This window comes from uncultured Eudoraea sp. (assembly GCF_947490415.1).
Classification (GTDB): Bacteria; Bacteroidota; Bacteroidia; order Flavobacteriales; family Flavobacteriaceae; genus Eudoraea.
In genome coordinates, this window is sequence record NZ_CANLGX010000001.1 from 356,184 (window position 1) to 369,973 (window position 13,790).

The following is a 13,790-nucleotide window of genomic DNA, read 5'->3' on the forward strand; positions in this document are numbered from 1 at the left end:
TACCGGTCAACCTAAAAATAATCTGCAGCAGAAAAGGGTTTCTATCTAAAATGGCAGATCGTCATGATCTTCTTCATTTAGTTCTTCGGCTGGCTCAAATGCCTCAATTGGCGGCACAGGTGGTATTCCGCTATCCCCCTGATCGGGTTGTAAAGATTCTATTCGCCATCCTTGAACAGAATTAAAATATTTAACCTCCCCCTGAGGGTTTGTCCATTCTCTCCCTCTTAGGTTAATGCTGATTTTTACAGTTTCTCCAACATTATGCTTATTAAGCAAGTCACATTTATCCTGAACGAATTCTACCAATATATGTTGGGGATATTGTTCTTCAGTAGTAATAACCACCTCTCTTTTTCTAAAACCGTTATTGCCAAAGGTTTTAGTCTCATCAATCATTTTAATTTTTCCTTGTATTTCCATTTAATTCAGTATTTATTAACAATACTTTCCATGCCGAAAGTATCTTATTATTATCTAAATATTCTCTAGTTATTCTTAGTAATTCTTTTGTATCCTTATTTTTGACAATTGACCGAATTTGATCATTTGTTGCTATAAATTCTTCGATATCATCTTTATCCGGCATACGCTCAACGTTTCCCAATAAGCCCAAATCGTTCCCTGTTAGCATTTTTATTGATCGTATTTCTTTAGGTATATTATCAACCCCTATTCCGAGCTTGGAAAGTGGTTTCGGAACCTCAAACATACCTTTATTAGCCCTGCTATACCAATTACCTCCCATTCTGGCAACCTGATCAATTTTAAACTGGTCAATTGAACCATCCTCTCCCAAAATTGATTCATGGATATGCATTTTAACAACTTCTGCAAAAACCAGATTACCAGCTCCCCCTTTGTTACCCAAAGCCTCCACCTTTGTTACTTTGCATTCAAACTGGACAGGAGATTCCTCAACCCTGAAAGGTTTAACCAAATCTGAGGTCAACATTGTTAATCCAGCTTTTATAAATTCATTTTCCTTTTCACCATATTCTGTACTTGTCAAAGACATCTGCTGAACCAGATCGTAATTTACAATATTGATGACCACTTCTTTTGTTTTAAGCACATTATCTAGTGTATGCTTAGTACTATTATCCCTCACTCTTCTGGCTGGTGAGAAAATCAATATAGGTGGATTAGCGCTAAAGACATTAAAAAAACTAAATGGTGAGAGGTTTGGAATTCCTTTTTCGTCTATAGTACTTGCAAAAGCTATCGGCCTGGGTCCAACCGCCCCTAAAAGGTAAGCGTGTAACTGCCCGGTGGTAATCTCAGAAGGTATTAGCGATATTGTTTTTTGCATCAAAACAAAGGTATATAAATTGTATCCCAATTAAAACTTTAACTCGCTTGCAGAACACAACATTTTAGATCAATTTCAGTTATCTTTATTGCTAAGTAAAAGGCAGGATGAATTTTAATTCCCAAAAGAAGACTTCGAATCTATTTCTATTAATGGCATCTTTTGTTATAGTAAGTCTTATTCTTTGGAATACCAATAGTTTTTTTAAAAAATTTAAGGAAGAAGAACGCCATAAAATGGAGATTTGGGCTACAGCTCAGTCAGAATTATTGCAGTCTTCAGAGGACAGGGATCTGGGAAATCTACACGTTAAAATCTTTCAAAACAATACCTCAACTCCCATGATTCTGGTAAATATGGATGGGTCCATTAGAACCAACAACATGCCTGAAGAATTAGTTATTGATACTGCTTATTTAAAGCAAAAGATAAAAAAATTTGAATCAGAAAATTTGCCTATTTCTATTGATTATAATGGTGAGCAATTGGCTACCCTATATTATGGAAATTCGGAAGTATTAAATAAACTAAAATACTACCCTATTGCCCTTTTATTGATCATATTTCTGTTTGCTGCGGTTATCTTCTTTTTCTTTAAAACGAATAAGGCATCTGAACAAAACAAACTATGGGCGGGAATGGCGAAGGAAACTGCACACCAGATTGGTACCCCGCTGACCTCACTTCTTGGCTGGAATGAACTATTGAAGAGCGAACAAATTAACCCGGAAATTACCAAAGAAATTGAGAAAGATATTGGAAGGTTACAGAACATAACAGATCGTTTTTCTAAAATAGGTTCACTCCCAAAACTACAAGAACACGACATTGTTAAAGAAACCAGGAGTGCCTTTGAATATCTAAAACTCAGAAGCTCTAAACTTATTCATTTTACATTTAATTCTAAGGTTGAAGCACTTCCCGTTCTATTAAACCGTTCATTATATAACTGGACAATTGAAAATTTGGTCAAAAATGGAATTGACGCCATGAAAGGCAAAGGGAATATTGCCATCGAAATTGTTCCGGACGGCAAATATGTGAATATATTAATTTCAGATACTGGGCATGGAATAGCAAAAGGCGATTTCAATTCCATTTTTAATCCTGGTTATACCTCAAAAAAACGAGGTTGGGGGTTAGGATTATCCCTGGTTAAAAGAATAATTGAGGAGTATCATAAAGGAAAGGTAAAAGTACTTTCTTCGAGCAAGGAAGGCACTATAATGCAGATATCAATAAAATCAGATCAGCAATAATGGCAAAAGAAAAATTAGTTGTTATTAAAGAGGCCGACATTACCAATAACTGCCCTGAATGCTTTAATCAGGACATGAAAATAACGTTTTATCAAAAGCACTTATTTGGAAGGCTTTATCATAAGATTACCTCAAAGGTTAGCCATCAAATTAAATGCAATACATGTGAAAGTATTATTTACCCGGTAAATTGGACTGAAGATATTGAGCGAATCTTTGAGTATTACCAAAAAATGGTCAATCCGGAAAAAGCGACTACAAAATTCACGGCCATGTTTTACTTAATTATTCTATTACCAATTGTAATTGCCGCAGTATTATTCTACCTATATAAAACCGGTATCATTTCATTTTAGAACGAATTTTTAGCGCAATATCTTCAAATTCTTCCGGTGACAATTCAATTTTGTTCATAAAGGTTGCATCTGCCATTTTATTTAAAGGAATAAGATGCACATGCACATGGGGCACTTCCAAGCCTATTACCGTAATCCCCACGCGCTTGCAGTCTATAGCTGCTTCAATGGCCTTACCCACTCTTCTGGAAAATGCCATTAAACCCAAATATAGAGCTTCATCCATATCCATTATTTTATCTACTTCTTTCTTAGGTATACATAAAGTATGCCCTTTCGCATTGGGATTAATGTCCAGGAAGGCAAAATATTTATCATCTTCTGCAATTTTGTAAGATGGTATATCGCCATTTATTATTTTAGTAAAAATACTTTCCACGGTCAATTTTTAGTTAAAAAAAATCCTATCAATAATGATAGGATTAAATATAAAGAATTATAGCTTTTTACTGCCTGCTTATTTCAAGAATATCAAATTTTAGTTTGCCATTTGGCACTGTAATTTCGGCAACATCACCTACTTCTTTACCAAGAAGCCCTTTGCCAATAGGTGAAGTAACAGAAATTTTTCCGGACTTTAAGTCTGCTTCACTTTCAGCTACAAGTGTATAGCTAATTATCATCCCATTTTGTCGGTTTTTAAGTTTTACGGTCGAAAGCACAAGTACTTTAGAAGTATCTAGTTGAGATTCATCTATTAATCTGGCATTGGATAAGGTTTCCTCCAGTTTTGATATTTTTAATTCCAATAACCCCTGTGCTTCCTTAGCAGCATCATACTCGGCATTTTCAGACAAATCACCTTTATCCCTGGCATCGGCAATGGCCTGTGAAGATTTAGGCCTCTCCACATCCCTAAGATAGTTTAACTCTTCTCTGAGTTTTTTTAATCCTTCCGCCGTGTAATAAGATATATTACTCATAACTTCAATATTTATTAATCATAAAAAATGCCCAAAATCATTAAACAATAAATCCTACGGAAACGCAGGATTAGTTTAAACAATCATTTTGAGGTAACTAATTTAAGATAAACACATTAAGTAGAGTTATTCATCAAAATGAGGTTTAACTTATAAGAAAATCCCCTTTTTTAAAGAGGATTTAACGCAAAGATACATATTTTTTGTTCAATTTTGTTTAAGACATCTTAATTGAATCCTATTATTATATGAAAAGAATATGCCTCTGGTTAGTTTTCATTTTGCTTCTGGCCTGTAGTAAAGACGAAGGAAACCGCAATCCTTATTTGCAGGAAGTTGGCTTCAGATTCGAAGCTAATCTCAATTTACCCTTATATAGTCCTTTAACTAATATAGGGAATGCCATATTCATTGGAAACCAGGGTGTAGGAATAAGAGGTGTTTTTGTTATAAATAAGGGTTTTGATCAGTTTTTTGCCTGGGAGGCCAGTTGTCCAAATCATGCCCCAAATGCATGCTCAACAATGGACCTTAATAGTCAAACTGTAATTTGTTCATGCGAAGATTATGAATATAGCCTGTTTACCGGACAACAATTAAACAGACCTGATGACGGGAAACCGTACTATGACCTTTTGTTTTACAACACTTCATTTGATGGAACTACCGTTGTAATTTCCAACTGAGAATAGGGTATGATATCCTAAATTATCCCCTGAAAAACCTTAGAAGTTAAATGTTGCTCCCATTAGAAAGTTTATTCCTGCCTGCGGGTAATACCCGGCACCTTCAATAGTAGTTATAGTTCCCGGATTGGAAAAATCGTCATCATAAGTAAAAAAGTAGCCATTGGATACAAATTTTGCATCAAAAATATTATTAATCAGTCCTGTGAGTACAATGCTTTTTATGAATGAATTTATATTGAAAGTGTATTGTATATTAAAATCTGTTTGTGAATAGTCCTCAAGAACAGAGCCTTCTGAATCAATATTTCCCATAAATTGTTTTCCAACATATTTTGTGAGTAACGACATTTGAAATTTTTCATTTGGCATATACGTAAGAATGTTACCTACCACAATGTCAGGTGAGTAGGCAATATTGGTATTCCCCAAATTCTGTAACTCACCATCTCTCTGAAAAAGAAAATCAATATTCTTATTTGTGCTGAGTGCTATATTGGGTTGTAATTTGAAGCGCTTACCAATACTCATACTGGCATCAACTTCAAGACCAAGACGATAACTGTCACCAACATTTGCCCGCAATGGGGCTCCAACATCATTAAGTTCTCCAGTTAATACCAACTGATCTTTATACCTCATGTAATACAGATTGGTACTTAGCTGAACAGAAGGTGAGACATAACGCCAGCCCAGTTCAAAATCATTTAGTTTTTCCGGTTTAGGATTGCCATTCTCATAATCATTCCTATTGGGTTCACGGTTGGCTACTGCAAAGGAGAGGTATAAATTATTTGCATTATTTAGGTCATAGGTGACACCGACTTTAGGGTTAAAAAAATTAAATGTATCATCCACTACTCCAGTATCATCTCCATTTGCCTTGTATCTAACATTTCTAAATTGTAAATCTCCAAAAAGTTTCCAATTTTGAGAAATCTCATAATTTATTTTCCCAAACATATTAAAGTCGGCTTTTTTGGAATCATCATCATAATATCTATCCCTAATCATACTATTTCCCGCAAAACGCGCCCAAATTACTTCACCAAAATGATCTCCATTATAGGAATTCCACCCTCCTCCAATAATAAGGTTTGTCCTGTCTTTTTTATAATTAGCCGAAAATACAGTCCCGTAAAAATCATTATCCAGCCAACGGCGACGGATTAAATCTGTTGTATTCACTTCCTCCCCATCAACAACTATTGGTGAAAATCCATAGGTCGCAAAATCATCGTCTTCTCTGAATTGTTCAAAGTAACCCCGTCCTTTTGTATAATGAAATGCAATATTTGTGCTCCATAAAGGTGATATAGCCTCATTCCAAAGTAGCTGAAAATGATCTTGTTTATAATTATCTTCCTCCTTGTCATAAAACTGAGTATCCCCATTTTCATCAGTATATATTCCGGCAGGGTTAAAAGTCCGGTTAGTGGCAAGAGTTTCTGCATCAATGCCGAACCACGACTGGTAAGTAACTTCGTGTCCTCCAAAAAGGAGCGCTTTAATTAATGTATTATCATCAACATAAGAGCCTTGTAAAAAATAGGAATCCAGTTTAGAAGAAGCCCTGTCAATATAGCCATCAGATGTTATTCTGGATAGTCTCCCGGAAATTTCAATATGTTCATTTAACAATCCTGTACTGAACTTAATATTGTTCCGCATCGTATTAAAGCTGCCATAGGAAGAGGAAATATGTCCATAAGCTTCCTGCGAAGTGGCATCTGTCAATATATTTAAACTTGCCCCAAAAGCCCCAGCTCCATTTGTAGATGTTCCTACGCCCCGTTGTAATTGAAGACTTTCTGTGGAAGATGCAAAATCGGGAAGATTTACCCAAAACGTACCATGTGATTCAGAATCGTTATAAGGTATTCCATTTATAGTAACATTAACCCGGGTAGCATCACTACCTCTAACGCGTATTCCAGTATAGCCCACTCCAGCCCCGGCGTCTGAAGTTGTAACTACAGCGGGTAAAAAGTTCATGAGAACAGGGATATCCTGACCAAGGTTTCTTGGCATAATTTTATCTTTTTCTAAATTGGAAAACGTTACGGGAGTTTCCTGAGTAACCCTTATTGCTGAAACAAAAACCTCATCCAACACAATTTTTTTTAGGGTAGTGGTATCAGATTCTTGTTGTTGAGCAAAAGTTTTTACGCCAATAGAAATCAGGAAAAAAAATGTAATAAAAGCTTTCATTCGTAGTTCAATTACACGAATAAAAGGGGTTCTATTCTGGTTTTTATGATTTTTTCTTTTCCTGAAGAGACAGGAATAAATCCAAATGGCGACTTTCGCCTCCCTTAGCAGCATTACCTGCCCAGGTTCCTTGGGTATAATCTCAGCTTATCCTGAAAGTATTGTAAAAATCGTGTCTGATATTTACAGATTTATAGAATACTTTTTTTTCAGAAGTTCGCACCCCTTTTGAGATAAAACAAAGTTACGATGGTAGTTCCATTATTCATAATAAAACCCCATAATTAAAATTGAACATACTCTGATAAATCCCTTTCTTCATAAAAACAGATCTCCCTAAACTAAGTTGCCTGATGTGTCGGCTTCAAAAGGTCGTTTACTGTTTTTACGGGATTAAAAGTGAGTAAGGGAACTTCAACAAATATTGAATTCCAAAAGGCCATAGCCCCGTTCCAAAGTCCTGGTAATTCAAGGGCCTTTAGTTCTTTACCATCTTCTGTTTTTTGTGTGATAAACCCTTGTTTGGTATCTACAAAATTCAAGAGGTTATACTTCTCACCTCTAAAATTTCTTACTCCACATACAAGATCGACCGGGTTAAAATGTGTTGAATTCTTTAAAATAGCCATTTGGCTTTCATCTGAAGTATCCACCTGGGCAGATTCTACGATTTGCAGTGAAATATGATCATGTGCGTCTCTTATCCAAAAAGGGCCGCCACCTGGTTCGCCTTCATTCTTAACCATCCCACAAATGCGGATGGGTCTGTTAATCTTGTCTTTTAAAATTTCCAATTGCTCTGCGATACTAAAACTTGAAAAACTATCCAAAAACCTAACATTGAGATCATTTTCTAAAAATGTTTTTATTTCGTGTAATTGTTCGCCATTAATGTCATTTCTATCCAACTGATCTGCATAGGCAAATGCCTTTTGTTGTATTTCCAGCAGCAAACCGGCAAGTACTTTCTTGCTAGTTGTGAGTGCAGCTGCATGTTTAGTTACTACTACATTATCAATATTTTTAATAAAGATAATATCGGCATTTTGTTCATTTAAGTTCTCAATAAGCGCTCCATGACCACCAGGTCTAAATAATAATGAGCCGTCATCCTTTTTAAACGGTTCATTTTCAAGAGTTACAGCTAAAGTATCCGTAGCAGGTTTTTGATTTGAAAAGGTAACTTCAAATTCCGTTTTTGTAGCTTTCGATACCCTGGGGCCAACGGCTTCAAATTCCTTAGAAAATAAGGATTGGTGTTGTTCTGAAATCGTAAAATGTAGTTTTGCCTTATTGTTTACATCAACATACCTTGAAGCTTCTTTTAAATGCTCTTCAAAGGCAGTTACAGTAAATTCCCCATAATTGTGAAAGGGTAAAAGTCCTTTTGGGTAAAAACCATAATTAAGGTTTTCTTCTAGTAGCATTTCACTTACAAAACGATATCTGATGTCATTTTCTGAACCGGCTTTATTTTTTATTCGTTTATGAACAATCTCATAAAAAGGAAATTTTTTAACTTGTTCGAAAAAGATTTTTAAATCTGTATCATCTAATCTGTCTACATAGGTATCTACATCTTCGACACTAGGATCATATTGCTCCAAAAAGTTAAAGAGGGATTTGAACATTCTGGATGCAGCACCCGATGCCGGAACAAATTTGAGTAAACTCAAAAGCCTTTTTAGTTCTTCGAACTTATTCACTAACTCTTTCTCCCGGGCTTTACTTAATTTCATAATTCCATCGGAAACTATTGCGGCCTTCTCCAACCTTACAAATGGTATCCCTTCTTTAAAGGTCTCTATCTGATCCAGAACCTTTTCTTTTGAGATTCCTTTTTCCTGTAGTTGTTGTAAATCCATTGGTGAAAACTCAATCATTTGCCGAGAAATTTATCGATAGATTTAATAGCCAGCGCAAGCCTTTTTCCATTGTCCCCATTTAAAATAATAAAATTCCTATCATACTTTTCCAATGTTTCTTTAAAATAGAGAAACATGCGTTCTCGCTCATTAGGTTTATCCCGAAGATCGTCTTTTTCCCAGGGAATATCTATTGAAGTTAATAAATAAAGATCGTATCTATTCTGCAAAGCGTATTTTTCCAGAATAGGATCGCAATAACCAAGGTAATATGCTTCAGAATATACTTTGGTCTCTAAAAGATCTGTATCGCAAATAAGCAGGTCATTTGCCTTTTCCGTCAAATAATTTTCCAAGCGAATTTGGCCTTCTGCAATAGGTAGTAAATCATGTGGTTCACAAGTTCTTTGTTCTTTATTCCACTTTTCCTGTAAATATTCGCGCGCGTATTCCGGCACCCATTCGGTTTGATAGTGATTAGCAAGTTCCTGAGCAAGGGTAGTTTTACCTGTTGATTCAGGACCAAACAGAACTACTTTAATAATGTCAGCGGGCTTTTGTTTAAGTTTTTCTTCCATGCCATATAACCGTAAATGGCGATTATGGTGAATAAAAAATATTGAAGTGATGTAAAAATAAGTCCTTTATACAAATATAAAGGAACTGTAATTACATTACCAATAATCCAATAGGTCCAATTTTCCAATTTTTTTTTGGCCATAAGCCACATCCCCACAAAGAAAATAGCTGTTGTAAGCGTGTCAACATAAGCTGTCCAACTATTAAATTTATCAAATAAGGTATATACAAGAGAAACAAAAACAACCGCACTAATAAACAGGAATATTGACCATTTTTTCTCTTGGCTGTTCGTTTTTGTAATTGGGATAAAATGGTTGGTATCTACTTTTCGTGTCCATATGTACCACCCTATAATACTCATGGAAAAGTAATATGCGTTTATAAGCATGTCACCCAATAACCCGTATACCCAAAGAATATATACAAAGATCCCTGTGTTAATTATTCCGGTAGGAAATACAAGGATATTTTCTCTTTTTGCATACCATACACTTAAAAACCCGAAAACAACGCCAATCATTTCAAGGATGATTAGAAACGTAGGGATATCCTGGTATTGAGCAAAGACCCAATCAAAAATCTGGTTCATAATTGCTTCGGTCCGTTTTTACGATTTTGATATACATTAAACCATTTTCCATTAATTCCAAAGCAAGTTTAATTTCTCTATTAAGTAGTTTCATTATATCATCATAATCTCCATAAATCTGTGTACTTAAAGGATTTTCCAGGACGGTAAAACCGGAGGCCCGGATTTTTTTGATAAAACCTATAATCAGCTCTTCATAATTATCCTGTAGCGGGCTTAAGGTCAGTTCAACAGATATATTCATAATTTGTAAATTAAAATCCGGCCATTCTGGAGATTACGCTTCTTTTTTAATCGCATATACACAGGTAAATTCTTCAAATTCCAGAAAAGTAATATTATAGGCAGATGTACGCCCATCATAGCTGATAATACCCCTAGTAGTAGTATCGGTGTTTTTAAAATCATGAATATAAATATGATCCATAAAACTTAAGCCGTGAGTGGCATATATCTTATAAAGAGACTCTTTGGCGCCCCAAATAATAGTGAGTTTCTTAACGAGTTCCTTTGCCTTTTTAATATCGGCATATGCCTCCATAGGTGTAAACTTATGCCCAATAAGGGTTATTTTATCCCTTTGTTTCTCGATATCAATCCCAACCTCATCTTTCTGACTTACAATTATCCCTGTAAAATGATACGAATGCGTAATGGAGATATGATTTCCATCTTTCAGATGTGGCTTTCCGGCCTCGTCATAAAAAAGATCACTATCTACATAACCCGCCAGCCCCATTAAGTGACGGATACTTAAAAATCCTCTCCTATGGAGTTCAGACTTCATACCATTCATTCTAAGCTGGCATTTATTGGTAAGGTCAATATTTAAGGATAGTTCCTTTTCAGATTCCGTAATCTTCCAAATGTATACCTTAGTATATGGGTTTACTGTTATAGTTTTGTAAAGAGGCATACAATATTTTAAATTATCATTACCTTTGCCTTTTGAAATTATAAAAGGTCTTTTGTAGGACGAATGTAAAAAATAAAAAAGATATGCGAACCAATACAGTACCATACGTTCCATTTAAAGTCAAGGACATTACCTTGGCAGAGTGGGGAAGAAAAGAAATAGAATTGGCTGAAGCAGAGATGCCCGGGTTAATGGCCTTACGTGAAGAGTACAAAAAAGAACAACCGCTTAAGGGTGCCCGTATTGCGGGTTGTCTTCATATGACCATTCAAACAGCTGTTCTTATAGAAACCCTGACTGCTCTTGGTGCTGAAGTTACTTGGAGTTCATGCAATATTTTCTCCACACAGGATCATGCCGCTGCCGCCATAGCCGCTACCGGTATACCTGTTTATGCCTGGAAGGGAATGAATGAAGAGGAATTTGACTGGTGTATAGAACAGACACTGTTTTTTGGTGAAGAACGCAAGCCCCTTAATATGATTCTGGATGATGGGGGCGATCTTACCAATATGGTACTGGATCAATTTCCGGAATTAACCTCGGGAATTAAGGGTCTTTCGGAAGAAACAACCACTGGAGTCCACCGCCTATATGAGCGATTCAAAAATGGAATATTGCCTATACCGGCTATAAATGTTAATGATTCTGTTACCAAATCCAAATTTGATAACAAATATGGCTGCAAGGAAAGTGCTGTAGATGCAATTCGCCGGGCCACAGATACCATGCTAGCTGGAAAACGAGTTGTTGTTGCAGGTTATGGAGATGTTGGAAAAGGTACTGCAGCTTCCTTCAGAGGGGCAGGAGCCATTGTAACGGTAACAGAAATAGACCCCATCTGCGCTCTGCAAGCCTCTATGGACGGGTATGAGGTAAAAAGACTAGAAACAGTAGTAAGTAATGCCGACATTGTAATAACGGCTACTGGAAATAAGGATATCCTTAAAGCAGAGCATTTCAGAGCTATGCGTGATAAAGCCATCGTGTGCAATATTGGCCATTTTGACAACGAAATAGATATGGCCTGGTTAAATGATAATTATGGCAATACCAAGGATGTGATTAAACCACAGGTAGATAAATATACTATTGATGGAAAGGACATTATAGTACTTGCAGAAGGACGTTTGGTTAATTTAGGATGTGCCACCGGTCATCCAAGTTTTGTTATGAGTAATTCATTTACTAACCAAACACTTGCACAAATAGAACTTTGGAAACATAGTGATAAATATGAAAATAAGGTATATATGCTTCCTAAGCATTTGGATGAAAAAGTTGCCAAACTGCATTTAGCACGTTTAGGTGCTGAACTTACTGAATTGCGGAAAGATCAGGCTTCTTATATTGGGGTTGAAGTTAAAGGTCCTTATAAGCCAGACTATTACAGGTATTAGAGATCAAAATCTTATTGATAAACACAAAAAACCCATTATGTTTACATAATGGGTTTTTATTTTGAGTTATTCAATTGAGTATTAAGCCTCAAAAGGCTCTATAGAAACATAAGATTTTCCGCCTGCTTTCTTTTGAAACTTTACAAGTCCGTCTACTTTTGCATGCAAGGTATGATCTTTACCGGCGTAAACATTATTACCAGGATTGTGCCTGGTACCACGTTGTCTTACAATAATATTTCCTGCAATAGCAGCCTGTCCTCCAAAAATCTTAACCCCTAAGCGTTTCGATTCTGATTCTCTACCGTTTTTGGAACTACCTACACCTTTTTTATGTGCCATGATATTATTTTTTATACCAAGCCTGGGCCGGTATCAGTTATTAACTTATTTATTTAATGCCTCAATAAGATCGGCCTTTTTCATAGAAGAAATCCCGGAGATTCCTTTGGCTTTGGCCATTTCCTTTAATTCCGCTACTGTTTTTTTGCTTAAATCAAGAGCTTCTTTAGGAGCTTCCTTCGCTTTTTCAACTTTAGCCTTAGGAGCTTCAGTTTTTGGAGCCGCTTTCTTTACCGGCGCAGCTTTTACAGGAGCTTCTTTTTTAGGTTCGGCCTTAGCCACAGTTTTCTTAGCACCTTTGGCTACAATACTTTCGATAACCAATTCGGTTAAATACTGGCGATGGCCATTCTTCTTTCGAAATCCTTTACGTCTTTTCTTTTTAAAGACAATTACCTTGTCTCCCTTTAAGTGTTTAACGACTTTAGCCTCTACAGCGGCTCCGTCTATAGCTGGGGCGCCAATTGTAATGTTATTACCATCTTCCAGCAAAAGGACGTTGTGAAAAGAAACTTTATTTCCTTCGTCTTCCTGCAAACGGTGAACATATACCTTTTGGTCTTTCGCAACTTTAAATTGCTGCCCTGCTATTTCTACAATTGCATACATAGCGTAAAATTAAATATTTTTATTTTCCTTTAAATGAGCTTTTTAGCATATTAAACACCAAAGGAGCTCTAAAGGCGGGTGCAAATATACTGCTAAATTGGGAAATCACAAGAGTTTTTTTTTATTCTAATCAGATTTTTTCCTGAGGTTCTTCGGAGTTTTAAACAACTGCATAAATGTAAGTGTCAGTACCACGGTAGTGGCAAATCCCATAATCGCCACTGTAAAGAATACGATTCCCTCAAAATTTTTGAAATTATTAAACCAACTGGTTGAAAGTTCTTTTAAAAAGTCTGTATTGATCTCGGTAGCGTAGAAAGCAAAAAAGAAGGTAAAAATTAGCGTTGCCACAACTCCGGTTACCATTCCTGCCTTAAATCCAACTCCATAGTTGAAGTCGTGCTTTTCTTGAAGCCTAAAATATTTTATCGCCTCATATATTCCGAAACCTGTAATTACTCCATTAAAAAGACTAAAAAATACATTGGTATGCAATCCAAAAAGCGACAAAACCAAAAAATACGCGATAAGACTTCCGCTTGTTGCAATACCAAAGCGTATTGGAAGGGCAATTCGTTTCATCTTTCTAATTTTTGCTGGTGTCGTTGAAAATAATGAATATTACGCAATTATCATATAAATTCTTGTTAAAGAAGAAGAGTTTTCTTTCTCATAAACCCAAAAAAATTATATTAGTAGCTCTTTAAAAACTTGTAAAAACAAGTATAAACCAATCTGTT

17 protein-coding genes are annotated in these 13,790 nt (G+C 35.9%); 4 read left to right on the forward strand and 13 right to left on the reverse strand.

What is annotated here, in order from left to right; translation table 11 throughout:
• Nucleotides 1–45 precede the first annotated feature (45 nt).
• Nucleotides 46–423 (reverse strand): DUF3127 domain-containing protein, encoded by a 378-nt coding sequence (locus tag Q0874_RS01530; protein WP_299158476.1) that lies wholly within the window; start codon nt 421–423, stop codon nt 46–48.
• Nucleotides 401–1,312: a flavin reductase family protein gene (locus Q0874_RS01535; RefSeq protein ID WP_299158479.1), complete on the reverse strand. Its 912-nt coding sequence runs from the start codon at nt 1,310–1,312 to the stop codon at nt 401–403. Before Q0874_RS01535 ends, Q0874_RS01530 begins: the two co-directional genes overlap by 23 nt.
• Before the next feature lie 107 nt (nt 1,313–1,419).
• Here Q0874_RS01535 and Q0874_RS01540 point away from each other — a divergent pair, with 107 nt between their 5' ends.
• Together Q0874_RS01540 and Q0874_RS01545 are read left to right on the forward strand one after the other, a co-directional pair.
• A complete protein-coding gene (locus Q0874_RS01540) occupies nt 1,420–2,571 on the forward strand; it encodes a PAS domain-containing sensor histidine kinase (protein ID WP_299158482.1) in 1,152 nt (383 codons plus the stop codon).
• Entirely contained in the window at nt 2,571–2,927 is a 357-nt protein-coding gene (locus tag Q0874_RS01545; protein ID WP_299158485.1) for a hypothetical protein, read from the forward strand. Before Q0874_RS01540 ends, Q0874_RS01545 begins: the two co-directional genes overlap by 1 nt.
• Here Q0874_RS01545 and Q0874_RS01550 read toward each other — a convergent pair.
• Together Q0874_RS01550 and greA are read right to left on the reverse strand one after the other, a co-directional pair.
• Nucleotides 2,914–3,306: an HIT family protein gene (locus Q0874_RS01550; protein WP_299158488.1), complete on the reverse strand. Its 393-nt coding sequence runs from the start codon at nt 3,304–3,306 to the stop codon at nt 2,914–2,916. The two genes, Q0874_RS01545 and Q0874_RS01550, sit on opposite strands and share 14 nt — an antisense overlap.
• A 67-nt stretch (nt 3,307–3,373) precedes the next feature.
• The gene (gene greA, locus Q0874_RS01555) at nt 3,374–3,850 is read right to left on the reverse strand and encodes a transcription elongation factor GreA (RefSeq protein WP_299158491.1); all 477 of its coding nucleotides are present in this window, start codon (nt 3,848–3,850) and stop codon (nt 3,374–3,376) included.
• 248 nt (nt 3,851–4,098) lie between these two features.
• Here greA and Q0874_RS01560 point away from each other — a divergent pair, with 248 nt between their 5' ends.
• Entirely contained in the window at nt 4,099–4,536 is a 438-nt protein-coding gene (locus tag Q0874_RS01560; protein WP_299158494.1) for a hypothetical protein, read from the forward strand.
• Nucleotides 4,537–4,575: 39 nt separating this feature from the next.
• On the opposite strand, the gene Q0874_RS01565 is transcribed toward Q0874_RS01560, so the two are convergent.
• From Q0874_RS01565 to Q0874_RS01590, 6 genes are all read right to left on the reverse strand, one after another.
• On the reverse strand, nt 4,576–6,747 hold the full coding sequence (locus Q0874_RS01565) for a TonB-dependent receptor (RefSeq protein WP_299158497.1): 2,172 nt from the start codon (nt 6,745–6,747) through the stop codon (nt 4,576–4,578).
• A gap of 341 nt (nt 6,748–7,088) precedes the next feature.
• Nucleotides 7,089–8,630, reverse strand: a complete 1,542-nt coding sequence (locus tag Q0874_RS01570; RefSeq protein WP_299158500.1) for a DUF4301 family protein — start codon at nt 8,628–8,630, stop codon at nt 7,089–7,091.
• Nucleotides 8,627–9,190, reverse strand: a complete 564-nt coding sequence (locus Q0874_RS01575) for an ATP-binding protein (RefSeq protein WP_299158503.1) — start codon at nt 9,188–9,190, stop codon at nt 8,627–8,629. Before Q0874_RS01575 ends, Q0874_RS01570 begins: the two co-directional genes overlap by 4 nt.
• Nucleotides 9,145–9,783, reverse strand: coding sequence for a nicotinamide riboside transporter PnuC (gene pnuC / locus Q0874_RS01580; protein WP_299158506.1), 639 nt, complete (start codon nt 9,781–9,783; stop codon nt 9,145–9,147). The genes Q0874_RS01575 and pnuC overlap by 46 nt, the downstream gene beginning before the upstream one ends.
• Nucleotides 9,767–10,027 carry a hypothetical protein gene (locus tag Q0874_RS01585; RefSeq protein WP_299158509.1) on the reverse strand — a complete coding sequence of 87 codons (261 nt, stop codon included), beginning with the start codon at nt 10,025–10,027 and terminating at the stop codon, nt 9,767–9,769. Before Q0874_RS01585 ends, pnuC begins: the two co-directional genes overlap by 17 nt.
• Before the next feature lie 33 nt (nt 10,028–10,060).
• Nucleotides 10,061–10,699, reverse strand: a complete 639-nt coding sequence (locus Q0874_RS01590) for a 4'-phosphopantetheinyl transferase superfamily protein (protein ID WP_299158512.1) — start codon at nt 10,697–10,699, stop codon at nt 10,061–10,063.
• 83 nt (nt 10,700–10,782) lie between these two features.
• Between Q0874_RS01590 and ahcY the strand changes: the two genes are divergently transcribed.
• Nucleotides 10,783–12,099, forward strand: a complete 1,317-nt coding sequence (gene ahcY, locus Q0874_RS01595; protein WP_299158515.1) for an adenosylhomocysteinase — start codon at nt 10,783–10,785, stop codon at nt 12,097–12,099.
• Nucleotides 12,100–12,180: 81 nt separating this feature from the next.
• Here ahcY and rpmA read toward each other — a convergent pair whose 3' ends face one another.
• The 3 genes from rpmA to Q0874_RS01610 all read right to left on the reverse strand — a co-directional run bounded on the left by rpmA (nt 12,181) and on the right by Q0874_RS01610 (nt 13,632).
• Complete coding sequence (gene rpmA / locus Q0874_RS01600) at nt 12,181–12,441, reverse strand: 50S ribosomal protein L27 (RefSeq protein ID WP_299158518.1); 261 nt, start codon at nt 12,439–12,441, stop codon at nt 12,181–12,183.
• A 45-nt stretch (nt 12,442–12,486) separates the two neighbouring features.
• Nucleotides 12,487–13,050 (reverse strand): 50S ribosomal protein L21, encoded by a 564-nt coding sequence (rplU, locus tag Q0874_RS01605; RefSeq protein WP_299158521.1) that lies wholly within the window; start codon nt 13,048–13,050, stop codon nt 12,487–12,489.
• Between the two features lie 126 nt (nt 13,051–13,176).
• Nucleotides 13,177–13,632: a DUF4199 domain-containing protein gene (locus Q0874_RS01610; RefSeq protein ID WP_299158524.1), complete on the reverse strand. Its 456-nt coding sequence runs from the start codon at nt 13,630–13,632 to the stop codon at nt 13,177–13,179.
• Nucleotides 13,633–13,790: the final 158 nt, after the last annotated feature.